The sequence below is a fragment of the Roseisolibacter sp. H3M3-2 genome (assembly GCF_029211165.1).
GTDB lineage: Bacteria > Gemmatimonadota > Gemmatimonadetes > Gemmatimonadales > Gemmatimonadaceae > Roseisolibacter.
On the sequence record NZ_JARGEK010000080.1, the window covers coordinates 1 to 15,614 of the forward strand.

A 15,614-nucleotide genomic window follows, 5' to 3' on the forward strand; every position below is an offset into this window, starting at 1 on the left:
GCTACTTCCGCCACTGCGGCTACGGCCGCTACGCCGCGCCGTGATCTGCTCTAGACACGGAGGACACGGAAACCGGGGGAGAGACTAGCGGCTGAAGTCTCTCCCCCGGTTTCCGTGTCCTCCGTGTCTGTCTTTCAAGGAGCCTTGGTCGCCGCGGGCGCGGGAGTCGGCGCGGGCGTCGCGGCGGCGCCGGTGGGCGCGGTGCTGGCGGCCGGGATCATCGTCGTGTCGGTGTTGTGCCCCGGCGCCGGGCCGGCGGGGGCCGGGCCGCCGGCGCCCATGTTGGCGTTGCCGTACGGGTCCTTGCGGCCGTCGTTGCGCCCGGTGCAGGCGGTCACGGCGGCGACGGCGCAGACGCTCGCCAGCAGCGCGGCCGCGCGCGCACGGCGGAGGGTGGTGGCGGTCATGTCGGGGCGTGGTGAGTGCGGGGGCGTTCAGCCGGCCAGCGCGTCGAGGGCGCGGGCGACTTCGTCGGGCGTATTGTAACCGTGCGGGGAGAGCCGGACCGCCCCCTCGCGCACCGAGTGCGCCACGCCGGCCTCCCGCAGCCGGGCCGCGGCGGCCGCCGGGTCGCGCGGGGCGACGCTGACGATCCCGGCGCGGCGGGCGGGGTCGGCCGGGGTCACCAGCCGCACGTCGTCGCGCGCCCGCGCCCACTCGACGATCCGGTCGGCCAGCCCGCGCACGTGCGCCGCCACGCGGGCCGGCCCCAGCTCGTGCAGCAGCGACAGGCTGGCCGCGAACCCCGCCATGTCCTGGTACGGGAGCGTCGCCACCTCGAAGCGCCGCGCGTCGTCGCGCAGCGTGAAGTCGTAGTCGACGAGCCGCGAGAAGTCGTCGCTCCCCCGCACGGCCATCCACCCGACGGCGTCCGGGGCGAGGCGCGCGATCAGCTCGCGGCGCACGTAGCAGAACCCCGAGCCCCACGGCGACAGCAGCCACTTCTGCGCGCCGCACGCCAGCAGGTCGATCGGCACCTCGCGCACGTCGAGCGTGAGCGGGCCGACGCCCTGGATGGCGTCGACGAAGAACCAGACGCCGCGCTCGCGGCACAGCCGCCCGAGCCGCGCCAGGTCGGCGGTGTAGCCGGAGGCGAACTGCACCCAGCTCACCGCCAGCGCGCGCACCTCGCGGCGGTCGAGCGCGCGCACCAGCGCGTCCTCGTCGGGGAGCCCGTCGACGGTCGGCACCAGCTCCAGCCGCACGCCGCGGTCGCCGAGCGCCATCCACGGGTAGACGTTGGCCGGGAACTCGCGGTCGAAGGTCAGCACGACGTCGCCGGCCGCCAGCGGGAGCGCGCGCGCCGCCAGGTTCACCCCGTACGACGTGTTGACCATCAGCGCGATCTCCCCCGCCTCGGCGCCGATCAGCCGCGCCGCCAGCTCGCGCGCCGTGGCGACGGTGCGGAACAGGTCGGCGTCGCGCAGCCGGAACGGCTCCGCGCGGCGGCGCGTCCAGTCGGACACCGCGTCGACCGCGCGCTGCGGCAGCGGGCCGGTGGAGGCGTTGTTGAGGTAGATCGACTCACCGCGCGCCGCCCACGGGAACTCGGCGGCCCGCAGCGCCTCGACGTCGTAGGTCTCCACGGTGGTCGCGGTCATCGGCGGCCGGCCGGCGGCGTGCCGGCCTCGGTGGGCGTCTCGCCGCGGCGCACCGCCCGCGGGTCGAGGGCGTCGCGCAGCGCGTCGCCGACCAGGTTGAAGCCGAGCACCGCCGCGCCGATCGCCAGCCCGGGGAAGAGCGACGTCCACGGCGCGCGCCGCAGCTGCGCGAGGTCGCGCCCGTCGGCGATCATGGCGCCCCAGCTGGGCGTCGGCGGCTGCACGCCGAGCCCGAGGAACGACAGCGCCGCCTCGGCCATGATCGCCCCCGCCACGCCGAGCGTCGCCGCGATCACCACCGGTGCGATGACGTTGGGCAGCACGTGGCGCACGAGGATCCGCGCGTCGCCGGCGCCGAGCGCGCGCTCGGCCTGCACGTACTCCATGTGGCGCACGACGAGCACCTGCCCGCGCACCAGCCGCGCCATCCCCGCCCAGCCGACAACCCCGATGGTCACGAACACCGTCGTCAGCGACGGCTCGAACGCCGCCGCCATGGCGATGAGCAGCAGCAGCGTCGGGAAGGCCAGCGTGACGTCGGCGAGGCGCATGACCAGGTCGTCGACGCGGCGCCCGTAGTAGCCGGCCACCAGCCCGAGCGCGACGCCGAGCACCAGCGAGATCGCCTGCGACAGCACGCCGACGGCGAGCGACACGCGCGCGCCGTGGACGAGCCGCGACCAGACGTCGCGCCCCTGCACGTCGGTCCCCAGCCAGTGCTCTCCCGACGGCGCGCGCAGCGCGCCCGCCAGGTCGATGGCCGTCGGGTCCTGGCGCGCGACCAGCGGCGCCAGCACGGCCGCCAGCACGAGCGCGACCACCACGGCGAGCCCGATGCGCGCCCGCCCGTCGCGGCGCAGCAGCGGCCACACCCGGCCGGGCGTCGAGCCGGACGCGCTCACGGCTCGCGCAGGTGCGCGGGGGTGTCGGCCGGCTGGTGCTTCCACCGCCGGTGCTGCCAGAAGTACTGCTCGGGGTAGCGCCGCACCCACGCCTCCAGCTGCCGCGTGTACGCGGCCACGATCGTGTCGACGTCGCGCTCGCGGTCCCCCGTCTCCTCGACCGGCACCGGCTCGAAGCCGAGCAGGAAGCGCCCCGACGGCTGTCGCACCGCGGCGGCGAACAGGATGGGCACCTTGAGCCGCAGCGCGAACACCGCCGGCCCGCGCGGCGTCTTGGCCGGGCGCCCGAAGAACGGCACCCAGGTCGACGCCAGCCCGAGCGCGCCCTGGTCGCTGACCATCGCGACCACACGGTTCTCGCGCAGCGCGCGCGGCGTGCGCCGCACCGCGTGCCCGTCCCACACCACGGTCATCCCGAGGCGCTGCCGCGTGTCGGTGAGGAAGCCGTCGAACAGCGGGTTGGCCATCTGCCGCGCCACGCCGTCGATCGGCACGCCGCGCGCGGCGACGTACGACCCGCCCAGCTCCCAGTTGCCGAGGTGCCCCGTCACCACGAGCGCGCCGCGCCCCCGGGCCAGCGCCGCCTCGAGCACGTCCCACCCCTCGACGCGCTCGAACAGGTCGAGCACCCCCTGCCGGCCGAGTCGCGGCACCAGCGCCGCCTCGAGCGTGGTGCGGCCGAGCGACTCGTACGACGCGCGCGCCACGGCGCGCACGCGGTCGGCGTCGAACTCGGGGAACGCCGCCGCGATCTGCCGCTCGACCACGCCGCGGCGGATGCCGAGCGGCGCGTAGCCGGTGCGGCCGAGCCAGGCGCCGACCGCGGTGGCGCGGTCCCACGACAGCGCGCCGAGCCCGCCGAGCGCCGTGCGCAGCGCCGCGTACTCCAGCCGGTGCGCGAGCGTCGCCGGCCGGTCGGTCGGCGGCGCCTCGGACGCGGCGGACGCCCCGGCGTCGACGTCGGAGGCTGCGGCGGGGGGCGGGGCGGGCGCGGGGGACACCGGACGCAACCTAGCGCCGCCGCGCCCGCGCGTGCGCCTCGATGGCCACGCGCGCGAAGCCGTCGAGCATCGCCGCCTCGCCGTGGGAGCGCGCCACCCGCGCGTGCCCCGCCGCGCCCATCGACTGCCGGTCGGCGTCGTGCGCCAGCAGCTGCGCCAGCGTCGCGGCGGCGGCGGGCACGTCCTCGGGCGGGAGGTGCGCGCCGCCGATCGCGTCGGGGACGTAGCGCGCCGCGTCGCTGCCGCGCTCCACCAGCACGGGCACGCCGGCGCCCAGCGCCTCGAGCACGCCGAACGCGCCGTCGTCGCCGTCGGCGATCACCCACGCCAGGTCGGCCTCGGCGAGCAGGTCGGCGGGCGACGCGGCGGCGTGGTGCGAGACCAGCCGGTTCACCCCGACCGCCGCGGCGTGCAGCCGCAGCTCCTCGTCGTCCGCGCCGGGGCCGACGAGCGCGACGCGCAGCTCGGGGTGGCGCGGCGCGAGCATCGCGACCGTGCGCAGCACCGAGGCGGTGCGGGCGCGGACGGCGCGCGTCTGCACGCACACGACGCGGCGCAGCGGCCCCTCGCGCCGCGGCCGCGCGCCCTCCGCGTCGGCCTCCACGCCGAGGTCCGCGGTCACCACCGCCGCCAGCCCCGCGTCGGCGGGGAGCGCGGCCGCCTGCTCGGCCCACGTGCACAGCGCGGCCATCGGCGCCTGCCCGAGGGTGGCGCGCGCGGCCCGCCCGAGCGACGCGTCCTCTCCGGCGCCGAAGCGGCGCACGATGACTCCGCGCTCGGCGCGCCACGCCCCGCCCGCCGCCGCCAGGTGCGCGCGCTCGCCGTGCACGTACAGCACGTCCACCAGGTGCTCGCGCAGCGCCCGCGCCAGCGCGCCGCTCCCGCCGATGATCCCGGCGTCGGGGGCGAGCGGGTGCACCGGGATCCCCAGCGCCTCGGCGCGGCGCTCGGGCTCCGTACCGGGGCAGCACGCGAAGCGCGTCTCCCAGCCGCGGCGGCGCAGCCCGCGCGCGGCGACCGCGAACGCGCGGGCGCGCCCGTCCCACTCGGCGTGCGGGTGGTGGAAGAGCGCCCTCACACCGCCACCTCGCGGTCGCGGAACTGGAGCGCGTGCAGCCGCGCGTACGTGCCGCCGCGCGCCAGCAGCTCGGCGTGCGTCCCGCGCTCGACGACGGCGCCGCGCTCCAGCACCAGGATCTGGTCGGCGTGCACGACGGTGGACAGGCGGTGCGCGATCACGAACACCGTGCGCCGCTCCAGCAGCCGGTCGATCGCCTCCTGCACCAGCCGCTCGCTCTCGGTGTCGAGCGCGCTCGTGGCCTCGTCGAGGATCAGGATGGGCGGGTCGACCAGCAGCGCGCGGGCGATGGCGAGGCGCTGCCGCTGCCCGCCCGACAGCCGCGTGCCGCGCTCGCCGAGCACCGTGTCGTAGCCGAGCGGCAGCTCGGCGATGAACTGGTGGGCGTTGGCGGCGCGCGCGGCGGCCTCGATCTGCGCCTGCGAGTACCGGTCGCCGGCGCCGTAGGCCAGGTTGGCGCGCACCGTATCGTTGAACAGCACCGTGTCCTGGCTGACGATCCCCACGAGCGCGCGCAGCGCGTCGAGCCGGATCCCGCGGGTGTCGATGCCGTCGAGGGTGATCCGCCCGGCCGTCGGCTCGTGGAAGCGCGCGATCAGGTCGACCAGCGTGCTCTTCCCCGCCCCGCTCGGCCCGACGAGCGCGATCACCTCGCCCGGGCGCGCGACCAGCGACACGTCGCGCAGCACCGGCGGGGCCTCCCCCTCCGGGTCGTCGCCGCGCGACGGGTAGGCGAACCCCACCCCCTCGAACGCGATCGCGCGCTCGAAGCGCGCCGGCGCGACGGTGCCGCGGTCGCGCGCCGTCTCGGTCGGCTCGTCGAGGATGTCGAACAGCCGCTCGGCGGCCGCCAGCGACTGCTGCGCGGTGGTCGGCACCTGCGACAGCTGCTTGAGCGGCTGCAGCATGCGCATCACGAGGATCAGGAAGGCGATCAGGTCGGCGCCCGACAGCGTGCCGCCCACCAGCACCTGCCGCGCCCCGACCCACAGCACCGCGACGGCGATCATGGTGCCGATCGTCTCGGTGAGCGGCTGCGCGAGGTACGTCGTGCGCGCCACGCGCGACAGCCCCTTCGCCAGCCGGTCGCTGGCCTCGCGGAAGCGGCGCTCCTCGTACGCCTCGGCGCCGAACGACTTGACCAGGCGGATCCCGCTCACCGACTCCTGCACCACCGACGTCAGCTCCCCCTGCTGGTCGCCGGTGCGGCGGAACCCCTTGCGCAGCTTCCGGAGCAGCGGCTGCAGCGCGAGGATCAGCAGCGGCGCGACCACCAGCGCGAGCAGCGTCAGCGACCACGACGTGGCGAGCATCGCCGCGATCGTGGCGACCACGGTCGTCGCGCTGAGCAGCGAGCGCGTCACCAGCTCGGTGATGACCTGCTTGGTCTGCTGGGTGTCGTTCATCACCCGCGCCAGCACCTGCCCCGCCTTGACGCGCGAGAACCAGGCGAGCGGGAGCCGCTGCAGGTGCGCGTACGTCGCGTTGCGCAGGTCGCGGGTCACGCGCTCCTGCAGCGTGGCGCCGAAGTTCCCGGCCAGCCAGGAGCAGACGCTCTTGGCGGTGACCGCGCCGAGGATGACGACGATGACGCGCTGCAGCGACGCCATCGGCTGGGCGCGGTCGACCAGCCCGCCGATCAGCCAGTCGAGCAGGCGCGTGAGCGCGGTGTTCCCGGCCAGCGCCTCGTTCCCGAACAGCGCGTTGAGGAACGGGACGAGCAGCGTCAGCGCGAACACGTCGAGCACCGCCGCGCCCACGGTGCAGGCGACGGCGGCGGCCATCAGCCGCGCGTGCGGCCGGACGAACGGCAGGAGGCGGCGGAGCACGGCCGGCGCGGCGTCAGCGCGGCGTGAGCAGCGCCAGCGGCAGGATGCACTCCTCGGGCGTCACCCCGCCGTGCAGGAACGACCCGCGGTACCGGCTCTGGTACTCGCGCAGCTTCGTCGGATACACGAAGAAGGTGTCGCCGACCGCCATCAGCGTGTTCGCGCCCATCCCGCGCTTCGGCAGCTTGAGGTCGTCGGCGTTGCCGAACGACAGCGCGTGCTCGGGCCGCTCGGCGCGCAGGTCCTCGCCGAACTTGTAGCGCAGGTTGGCGGTCGCGTCGCGCTTGGCGAACACCGTCGCCGGCGTGTTGCAGTGGATCGAGCCGTGGTCGCTGGTGAGCAGGACCGGCACCTTCCGCCGCGCCGCCTCCTTGAGCAGCGACAGGAGCGCGGAGCGCTCGAACCACTGCCGGGTGAGCTGGCGGAGGGCCACCTCGTCGCGCGCCACCTCGTACAGGATCATCGACTCCGAGCGCCCGTGCGTCAGCAGGTCGATGAAGTTGAACACGAACGCGCTGACCCCCTCGCCGCCGAGCGCGCCGGGGAGGTGCCGCTCCAGGTCGTCCGAGTCGGCGGCGCTGGAGATCTTGTGGTAGCGCACCGGCGTCTGCCCGCGCAGCGCCTTCAGCTGCAGGTCGAGCAGCTCGCGCTCGTGGGCGTTGAGCGTCTCGTCCTCGCGCTCCCCCCACCACTGCGGGTGCTTGGCCGCCATCTCCGACGGGTACAGCCCGCTGAACAGCGCGTTGCGCGAGTACGGCGTGGCGGTCGGCAGGACGGCGTAGTAGTGCGTGGTCTCGACGTCGAACCACTGCGTGAGCAGCGGCTCGAGGATCAGCCACTGGTCGAGGCGCAGGCAGTCGACCACCACGAACGCCGCCGTCCGCCCGGCCTGCAGCAGCGGCAGCAGGAACTCGGGGACGACGTCCACCGACAGCGCCGGGCGCTCGGCGCGCGGGCCGCGCAGCCAGGCCGGGTAGGCGGTGCGCATGTACTGCGCGAACTCGCGTCGCATGTCGGGATACAGCCCGCGCAGCGAGTCGTAGAGCGAGCGCTCCCCGGCGGCGGCCAGGTCCACGTCCCACCGCGTCAGCTCGTGGAACCGGTCGACCCACCCGCGCCAGTCGAGGTCGCGGTCGCGGTCCAGCTCCAGCGCCCGGAACCGCTCGACGAAGGCGCGCGAGATCGCCTGCGACCGGATCTGCGCCCCCTCGAGGATCTTGGCCACGGCGGCCAGGACCTGCCGGGGGCTGACCGGCTTGACCAGGTAGTCGCGGACGTTGACCCCGATCGCCTCCCGGAAGGTGGCGTCCTCCTCGCTCTTGGTGACCATCACCACGGGGAGGTTCGGGGCGAGCTCGAGGATCTCGCGGTACACCTCCAGCCCGCGCTTCCCCGGCATCTGCTCGTCCAGCAGGACCAGGTCGAAGGGGCGGCGCTGGACCAGGTCGAGGGCGTCGTCGGCGTTCGTCGCCCACTCGACGACGTAGCCCTTCTCGCGCAGGAAGATCCCGTGCGGCTCGAGGAGCTCGGCCTCGTCGTCGACCCACAGGAGGGATTTCGGGGCGGGGGGCATGGTCCGAAACCTAACTGCCCCGTACTGCGGGAGTCGCTACCACGGGAGTCATCACAGCGGGAGTCGGGACGGCGCGGTGCGCTCTTACGACTCCCGCCCTTTCCGAGTCCCGCCGTGACGACTCCCGCCTTTCCCGGGCCGTTATATTGCCCCGTCCCCCACCCCACCTCCCGCCGCACGCGCAGAGTCGAGCATGGCCGGCCACAGCAAATGGAAGACGATCAAGCGCGCGAAGGCGGCGACCGACGCGAAGCGCGGCGCCGTCTTCACCAAGCTCATCCGTGAGATCACCGTCGCGGCCAAGAGCGGCGGCGGGGACCCGGAACACAACCCGCGCCTGCGCCTCGCGATCGACACGGCCCGCTCGAACTCGATGCCGAAGGAGAACATCGAGCGCGCGATCAAGAAGGGGACGGGCGACATGGACGGGGTCGACTACCAGGAGGTCCTGTACGAGGCGTACGGGCCGGGCGGGGTCGCCCTCATGGTCATGGCGCTGACCGACAACCCGACGCGCACCGTCGCCGACGTCCGCCACAAGCTGTCGCGGAACGGGGGCAACATGGGCACGTCCGGGTCGGTCGCCTTCCTGTTCGACCGGAAGGGGCAGATGGCGCTCGACGCCTCCGGGCTCGACGAGGACACGGCGATGGAGGCCGCGCTCGAGGCCGGCGCCGAGGACTTCCGGCGCGAGGAGGAGCAGTACGTGGTCACCACCGAGCCGGCCGACCTGCACGCGGTGCGGGCGGCGCTCCAGGCCCGCGGCATGGAGACCAGCGACGCGCAGATCACCTGGGTGCCCAAGACGACCGTGCGGGTCGAGGGCGCCGACGCCCAGCAGCTCATGAAGCTGCTGGAGGCGCTCGAGGACTTGGACGACGTGCAGAAGGTCGAGGGGAACTTCGACATCGACGCCGACGCGCTGGCCGAAGCCTGAGCCGCCGCGGAGCGACTGGAGTCCGCCCATGCTGGTCCTCGGCATCGACCCCGGGACCGCGACCACCGGCTACGGGGTGGTGCGGTCCGAGCGGGGCGGGCTCGCCAAGCTCGTGGAGTGCGGCGTCGTGCGCACCCGCGCGCGCGACCCGCTCCCGGCCCGCCTGCGCGAGATCTTCGAGGGGGTGCAGGAGCTGATCGCCCGCCACCGCCCCGACGCGCTGGCGGTCGAGAGCATCTTCTACGCGAAGAACGTCCGCACCACGATCACCCTCGGCCACGCCCGCGGGGTGATCCTGCTGGCGGGGGAGCTGGCGGGGCTCACGGTCCACGAGTTCCCCCCCGCCGAGATCAAGAAGGCGGTCGTCGGCACGGGCGCGGCCAGCAAGGAGCAGGTGCAGTTCATGCTGACGCGCCTGCTCCGGCTGAAGGCCGTGCCCTCCCCGTCCGACGCCGCCGACGGCGTCGCCGCCGCCCTGACCTACTGCATGGCGCCGCACCTCCCGGCCGGCGACCGTGCGGCCCGCCTCCCGGTGACCCACTCGTGATCGCCCACGTCGTCGGCCGCGTCGTCGCCAAGGAGCTCGACCGCGTCGAGCTGCTCACCAAGGGGGGCGTCGGGTTCGAGCTGTTCATCCCGCTCTCCACCTACGAGGGGCTCCCCAAGCTCGGCGAGGACGCCGCGCTGCACACGCACCTCGTGGTGAAGGAGGACGGCTGGCAGCTGTTCGGCTTCGCCAGCGCCTTCGAGCGGCGCGTTTTCCAGCGCGTGCTGGGCGCCAAGGGGGTCGGGCCGGCGCTGGCGATCGGGATGCTCTCGACGCTGACCGCCGAGCGGCTGGTGCGCGCGATCCGCGAGAAGGACGTCGCGACGCTGCAGGGGGTGCCCCGCGTCGGCCGCAAGAAGGCCGAGCAGCTCATCCTCGACCTGGCCGACAAGCTCGACGAGCTGCAGACCGACCCGACGCCCGGCCCGCGCCCCGACGGCGCCTCGGCCGACGACGCGATCCGCGCCCTCGTCTCGCTGGGCTACACCACGGCCGACGCCGAGCGCGCGGTCAAGGGCGCGATCGACGCCGGGGGCAAGAAGCTGAGCGCGACGGAGCTGATCCGCGCCAGCCTCGCCCGCATCGGCGCCCGCTGACCCGCTTCCTCCTCCGCACTCCCCCGCGCTCCCCCGATGCCCCGCCCCCGTTCCGTCCTCGCCGTCCTGCTCCTCGCCGCCGCCTGCGGCGACGCCGACTCGCGCCGCCCGGCGGCCGACAGCGCGACGGCGACGCCCGAGGGGCCCCGCGTCGTGATGGGCACGACCACGCGCCTCGGCGCCTCGCCCAACGCGGTCGCGCCGGGGGAGGAGTTCTCGGTGCGCTTCGAGATCCGGAACGACTACGCCGACACGCTGCGCCTCACGCAGACGTGCAGCGCGCCGGCGCGGGTCGCGATCCGGGCGTCCAACGCCCCCGCGGGCGCCCCGGCGCTCGAGACGACGACCTGCAAGGACACGGTCGTGACGCACGACGTGCCCCCGAACGCGTCGGTCGTGCTCCAGTTCCCCACGCGCGCGTCGGCCAAGTCGGAGCCGCTGGCGCCGGGGCTCTACGTGATCGAGGCGACGCCCACGATCACCCAGGCCAACGGCCGCCCCTTCGTCATCAGCCCGGTGACCACCGAGCTGCTGGTCCGCTGAGGTCCCGCCCCATGCCGCGTCGCGCTTCCCTCGCCTCCCTCGCCGCGCTGCTGGCCGCGGCCTGCGCCAGCAACCCGACCAACGACCCGGCGGGCGGCGAGGGGTCGGGGACGCCGGCCGCCGCGGTCGGCGAGGCCAGCGCGGCGCAGGGGCCGCTCGCCGCCACGCTGCGGCTGGCCGCGACCACGGTGGCGACGGGCGACTCGGTGCGGGTGCGCTTCGCGGTGCGCAACGCGTCGCAGGCGCCGGTGGCGGTGACCTTCTCGTGCACGGCGCCGGCCTACCTCGCGCTGGTGCCGGCCGCCGGGGGCGAGGCGGTGGACGGGAGCGGCTGCGGGCAGGCGATCACCGAGCGGACGCTCGCCGCGGGCGCCGAGCAGGTGATGGCGATGGCGTTCCGCGCGCCGGCCGCGGGGCGCTACGTCGTGACGGCGGAGCCGACGGTCATCCAGGCGGGGGGCGCCCCGCTCAAGCTGCCGCCGCTGCGCGCCGAGCTCGAGGTGCGCTGAGGCACGCCGGACGCGCACGGAGACGCGCGCGCGGGCGCGGGCGGGCTTGACGCCGCCCGTGCACCCCGGTCGATTCGCGGGGCCGCCGCGCGCGCCGCCTCGCGGCGCGCCCCGAGCCCGACCCGAGCCCCCGCGACCCGCATGACGTCCCGCCGCGCCTCGACCTTCACCGAGAGCGTCATCCGCGAGATGACGCGCGTCGCGCAGCAGCACGGCGCGATCAACCTCGCCCAGGGGTTCCCCGACTTCCCGATGCCGGCGCCGATGAAGGACGCGGCGTGCGCGGCGATCCACGGCGACGTCAACCAGTACGCGATCACCTGGGGGACGCCGGCGCTGCGCCTGGCGATCGCCGAGAAGTACCGCCGGTGGTACGGGCTGGAGGTCGACCCCGACCGCGAGGTGACGGTGACGTGCGGCGCCACCGAGGCGATGGCGTCGGTGTTCCTGGCGCTGGTCGACCCGGGCGACGAGGTCGTGATCTTCGAGCCGTACTACGAGAACTACGGCCCCGACGCGGTGCTCTCGGGCGCGACGCCGGTGTACGTGTCGCTGGTCGCCCCCGACTGGCACATCGACGAGGACGCGCTGCGCGCGGCGCTGGCCCGGCGCCCCAAGGCGCTGGTGCTGAACACGCCGCACAACCCAACCGGCAAGGTGTTCACGCGCGCCGAGATCGACCTGATCGCGCGACTGGTGCTGGAGTACGACGTGCCGTGGGTGTTCACCGACGACCCGTACGAGCACATCATCTTCGGCGGCCACCACCACCCGATCGCGCAGTGGCCGGGGATGCGCGAGCGCACGGTCACGATCTCGAGCCTCTCCAAGACGTTCACCTGCACGGGGTGGCGCCTCGGCTTCGCGATCGCGCCGCCGGCCGCCAGCAGCGCGATCCGCAAGGTGCACGACTTCCTCACTGTGGGCGCCCCCGCCCCGCTACAGGCCGCGGCCGCCGTCGGGTTCGCGCTCGACGCCGACTACTACAACCACCTGGCGATGGACTACCGCGCGCGCCGCGAGATCCTGGCGCCGGTGCTCCGCGACCTCGGCTTCAGGTTCTCGATCCCCGACGGCGCCTACTTCCTGATGGCCGACTTCTCGGCGATCAGCAGCGACGACGACGTGACGTTCGCCAAGTGGCTGGCGAAGGACGTCGGCGTGGCGACGGTCCCGGGGTCGAGCTTCTACCGGCCGGGGAGCCCGGACGGGAAGCGCTACGTGCGCTTCGCGTTCTGCAAGAAGACGGAGACGATGGAGGCGGCCGCGGAGCGGCTGTCGGGGATGCGGGCCCTGGTGTAGGGCCCGGCACCTTCGGCGGCCTTTCGGGTATATTCCGGGGTTCCCGACCGCCTGGACGTTCCCGAGAAGCCTGGATGCACGCATGACCGCCCCCCCGGCCCCCCCGATGGCCCGCGCCGAGATCACCACCCCCGAGGTCCTGAGCGAGGAGAGCGTCGTCGAGCTCTCCCTCCGCCCGCAGCGGCTGGCCGAGTTCATCGGCCAGCAGAAGGTGAAGGACAACCTGCGGATCGCCATCGCGGCGGCCATCGCGCGCAAGGAGCCGCTCGACCACACGCTGTTCCACGGGCCGCCGGGGCTCGGCAAGACGACGCTGGCGGAGCTGATCGCGCGCGAGCTCAGTGTGAACATCCACACGACGAGCGGCCCGGCGATCGAGAAGCCCGGGGATCTCGTGGGGAAGCTCACGAACATGCGCGAGGGCGACATCCTCTTCATCGACGAGATCCACCGCCTGCGCCCGGTGATCGAGGAGTTCCTCTACCCCGCGATGGAGGACTACAAGATCGACATCCGCCTCAGCGAGGGGCCGAAGGCGCAGACGATCACGATGCCGATCGAGCGCTTCACGCTGGTGGGGGCGACGACGCGCTTCGGCATGCTCACGTCGCCGATGCGCGCGCGCTTCGGCATCGTCGAGCGGCTGAACTACTACCCGGAGGAGGCGCTCGAGCTGATCGTGCGCCGCACCTCCGAGGTGCTGAAGGTCCCGTGCGACGCCGGCGGCGCGCAGGAGATCGCCCGCCGCTCGCGCGGCACCCCCCGCATCGCCAACCGCCTGCTGCGCCGCGTGCGCGACTTCGCCGAGGTCGAGGCGCAGGGCGAGATCACGCGGGAGGTGGCCGACCTCGCGCTGCGCCGCCTCGACGTCGACGAGTTCGGGCTCGACGACATGGACGCGCGCGTGCTGAAGTGCATCATCGAGAAGTTCGACGGCGGCCCGGTCGGCATCTCGACCATCGCCGCGGCCGTCGGCGAGGACGGCGGCACGATCGAGGAGGTGTACGAGCCGTTCCTCGTGCAGCACGGCTTCCTGCAGCGCACCCCGCGCGGGCGCGTGGCGACCAACCAGGCGTACCGCCACTTCGGGTACGAGCCGCCCTCCGCGAGCGGGCAGCCGAATCTCTTCGGCTGAGCGAACTGCAGACACGGAGGGACACGGACACCGGGGGATGGGCTTCAGGCTCGAGTCCATCCCCCGGTTTCCGTGTCCCTCCGTGTCAAAGCAGTTCGACCAGCAATGGAAAGTGATCGCTCGCCTGCTTGGCCTCGCCCGGCGACGTGAACACCTCGCACCGCCCGATCCGCTCCGCGAACCGCGCCGGCACGAACAGGTAGTCGAGGCGCACGTGCGGGTCCCACGTCGGGAAGGAGTACCCGGGCTCCGCCGCGTGCAGCCGACGCCACGCGTCGACGTAGCCGCCGTCGAGCATCGACTGGATCGTGTCGCGCGCGATGTCGCGGCCGCTGAGCCAGATCATCGCGCGGATCCACGCCGGGAAGCGCCGCACCTCCAGCCGCTCGCCGGGGGCCAGCGCGTTGAAGTCGCCCGCGATCACGTGGAAGCCCTGCTCCTCGGCGCGCACGCCGGCCAGCAGCGCGGCGATCTCGCGGGCGCGGCGGCGCTCGCTCCAGCGCGAGAACCAGGCGGCGAGGTGCAGCCCGAACAGCGTCCCCGCCCCGTCGGCGAGGACCAGCTCGAGGAAGGCGTGGCGCGAGCCGGGCGGGTGGTGCCAGGCGTGCCGCTCGACCGGGACGCGCGACAGGAAGCCCGTGGAGTGCCCCACGCGCGCGCCCCACGCGTCGTGCCCCGTCCGCTCCGCGACCGCGCGCACCACCGCCGGGTCGGTCGCCTCCTGCAGCATCACCACGTCGGCGTCGGCCGCCCGCACCACCGCCGCCAGCGCCGCCTCGCGCCCCGTGCCGCCGTACTTGATGTTGTAGCTGAGGACGCGGAGCGGCACCGCGGCCCTCACTCCTCGGCGCGCGGCACGAGCGTCAGGTAGGGCTGGTCCATCACCACGTCGCGCGCGTACTGCAGGAAGTCCGACGTCGCCTGGATGTTCACCGGGCGCCCGACCAGCGTGCAGAGCGCGCGGCGCAGCGGCGTGAACGTCGGCGAGGCGTCCGGGTGCTCGTCGCTCAGCGGGACGCTGTGCAGCCCGGGGATGTAGAACTCCTCGAACAGCTTCAGCATGTCGCCGCCAACGAAGGTCAGGTCGAGGTCGCTCGTCCCCGGCCCATCGGCGTCGAACGGGGCGCCGTCGGCCCACCGGCAGCCGGTGACCGCGCTCCCGCGGAGCACGATCTCCACGTCGGGGGGGATCACCTCGCGCAACGCCGCCAGGAACTCGGCGTAGCGCCCCTCGTCGCCGCCGAACGCCAGCCGCACCACGCGGCGCCGGAGCTCCTCGGGCGTCATGGAGCGGGTCTGGGCGGTGGCGGCTTCCACGACCGGGTTGGACATGCCGGGGGCGAGTGCAAGGTCGGGACCGGCGCGGGACGCGCCGCGACGCTCGGCTACGCCCCCCGCCCGCCGAGCGCCGACCGCGCCTCCGCCGCCCAGACGGGGACGAGGGTGCGCGACCAGTCCGGGACGCGCCCGCCGTGCGCCGCCGCGTGCTCGCCGGCGTCGACCACACACGGCCGCACCCACACCAGCACGCGCAGCACGCGCATCGCGTCGGCGTCGAGGGCGAGCGCGTCCGCGTACGCCGCCAGGGCGTCGGCGCGCGGTCCGTCCGGCAGCGCCGCGTACGAGCGCCCGAACGCGCGCGACCGCAGCGCGCCGTCGAGGGCGAAGCGCAGGTAGCCGAGCGCGGGGAGGAGGTCGAGCAGCGGCAGCCCGTCGAAGCGCGCGCCGTCCCAGTCGAGCGCCACCAGCCGGCGGTCGGGGGTCACCAGCAGGTTCCAGGGCCGCAGGTCGCGGTGCTCGCACACGGTGGGGAGCGGGCCCGCGCCGCGCAGCACCGCCAGCGCCTCGTCGCGCAGCGCGGGGTCGAGCGCCTCCCCGCACCGCGCCAGCCACAGGTCGACCCAGGGGCGCATGCGGCAGGCATACGGGGTGGCGCAGTCGGCGCCGCGGGTGGCGCGCGCCAGCGCGATCGCCCAGTCGGTCAGCCGCCGCGCGTGGCGCGCGAACGAGCGCGCGTCGGTCTCGGCGTCCAGCCAGCGCCCGGCGACCGCGCCCTCGCCG

The 15,614-nt window shown here is 74.7% G+C and carries 17 protein-coding genes; 7 read left to right on the top strand and 10 right to left on the bottom strand.

Features of this window, described 5'->3' with window-relative positions; genetic code table 11:
• Positions 1-134: 134 nt before the first annotated feature.
• From PYV61_RS09020 to PYV61_RS09050, 7 genes are read right to left on the bottom strand one after another with little or no spacing between them, the layout of a single operon-like run.
• Positions 135-407 carry a hypothetical protein gene (locus PYV61_RS09020; RefSeq protein ID WP_275830541.1) on the bottom strand — a complete coding sequence of 91 codons (273 nt, stop codon included), beginning with the start codon at positions 405-407 and terminating at the stop codon, positions 135-137.
• 27 nt (positions 408-434) lie between these two features.
• Entirely contained in the window at positions 435-1,601 is a 1,167-nt protein-coding gene (locus PYV61_RS09025; RefSeq protein WP_275830542.1) for an aminotransferase class V-fold PLP-dependent enzyme, read from the bottom strand.
• The gene (locus tag PYV61_RS09030) at positions 1,598-2,503 is read right to left on the bottom strand and encodes an ABC transporter permease (protein WP_275830545.1); all 906 of its coding nucleotides are present in this window, start codon (positions 2,501-2,503) and stop codon (positions 1,598-1,600) included. The genes PYV61_RS09025 and PYV61_RS09030 overlap by 4 nt, the downstream gene beginning before the upstream one ends.
• On the bottom strand, positions 2,500-3,504 hold the full coding sequence (locus PYV61_RS09035) for a lysophospholipid acyltransferase family protein (RefSeq protein WP_275830547.1): 1,005 nt from the start codon (positions 3,502-3,504) through the stop codon (positions 2,500-2,502). Before PYV61_RS09035 ends, PYV61_RS09030 begins: the two co-directional genes overlap by 4 nt.
• A gap of 10 nt (positions 3,505-3,514) precedes the next feature.
• Entirely contained in the window at positions 3,515-4,582 is a 1,068-nt protein-coding gene (locus PYV61_RS09040) for a glycosyltransferase (RefSeq protein ID WP_275830549.1), read from the bottom strand.
• Positions 4,579-6,411: an ABC transporter ATP-binding protein gene (locus tag PYV61_RS09045; RefSeq protein ID WP_275830551.1), complete on the bottom strand. Its 1,833-nt coding sequence runs from the start codon at positions 6,409-6,411 to the stop codon at positions 4,579-4,581. Before PYV61_RS09045 ends, PYV61_RS09040 begins: the two co-directional genes overlap by 4 nt.
• A gap of 13 nt (positions 6,412-6,424) precedes the next feature.
• Entirely contained in the window at positions 6,425-7,984 is a 1,560-nt protein-coding gene (locus PYV61_RS09050) for a response regulator (RefSeq protein WP_275830553.1), read from the bottom strand.
• Between the two features lie 193 nt (positions 7,985-8,177).
• Here PYV61_RS09050 and PYV61_RS09055 point away from each other — a divergent pair, with 193 nt between their 5' ends.
• From PYV61_RS09055 to ruvB, 7 genes are all read left to right on the top strand, one after another.
• Entirely contained in the window at positions 8,178-8,921 is a 744-nt protein-coding gene (locus PYV61_RS09055) for a YebC/PmpR family DNA-binding transcriptional regulator (RefSeq protein ID WP_275830555.1), read from the top strand.
• 28 nt (positions 8,922-8,949) lie between these two features.
• Positions 8,950-9,468: a crossover junction endodeoxyribonuclease RuvC gene (ruvC, locus tag PYV61_RS09060; RefSeq protein ID WP_275830557.1), complete on the top strand. Its 519-nt coding sequence runs from the start codon at positions 8,950-8,952 to the stop codon at positions 9,466-9,468.
• Positions 9,465-10,064, top strand: coding sequence for a Holliday junction branch migration protein RuvA (ruvA, locus tag PYV61_RS09065; protein ID WP_275830559.1), 600 nt, complete (start codon positions 9,465-9,467; stop codon positions 10,062-10,064). The genes ruvC and ruvA overlap by 4 nt, the downstream gene beginning before the upstream one ends.
• A 36-nt stretch (positions 10,065-10,100) precedes the next feature.
• Positions 10,101-10,607, top strand: coding sequence for a hypothetical protein (locus PYV61_RS09070; protein ID WP_275830561.1), 507 nt, complete (start codon positions 10,101-10,103; stop codon positions 10,605-10,607).
• Positions 10,608-10,618: 11 nt separating this feature from the next.
• On the top strand, positions 10,619-11,116 hold the full coding sequence (locus PYV61_RS09075; protein WP_275830563.1) for a hypothetical protein: 498 nt from the start codon (positions 10,619-10,621) through the stop codon (positions 11,114-11,116).
• A gap of 141 nt (positions 11,117-11,257) precedes the next feature.
• A complete protein-coding gene (locus PYV61_RS09080) occupies positions 11,258-12,418 on the top strand; it encodes an aminotransferase class I/II-fold pyridoxal phosphate-dependent enzyme (protein ID WP_275830565.1) in 1,161 nt (386 codons plus the stop codon).
• Positions 12,419-12,524: 106 nt separating this feature from the next.
• Entirely contained in the window at positions 12,525-13,553 is a 1,029-nt protein-coding gene (gene ruvB, locus PYV61_RS09085) for a Holliday junction branch migration DNA helicase RuvB (protein ID WP_345785227.1), read from the top strand.
• 85 nt (positions 13,554-13,638) lie between these two features.
• Here the strand turns inward: ruvB and PYV61_RS09090 are convergent, their stop codons facing one another.
• From PYV61_RS09090 to PYV61_RS09100, 3 genes are all read right to left on the bottom strand, one after another.
• On the bottom strand, positions 13,639-14,382 hold the full coding sequence (locus PYV61_RS09090; protein WP_275830569.1) for an endonuclease/exonuclease/phosphatase family protein: 744 nt from the start codon (positions 14,380-14,382) through the stop codon (positions 13,639-13,641).
• 8 nt (positions 14,383-14,390) lie between these two features.
• Complete coding sequence (locus PYV61_RS09095; RefSeq protein WP_275830571.1) at positions 14,391-14,885, bottom strand: hypothetical protein; 495 nt, start codon at positions 14,883-14,885, stop codon at positions 14,391-14,393.
• 53 nt (positions 14,886-14,938) lie between these two features.
• The coding region (locus PYV61_RS09100) for a phosphotransferase (RefSeq protein ID WP_275830573.1) at positions 14,939-15,614 on the bottom strand (676 nt) is incomplete at its 5' end.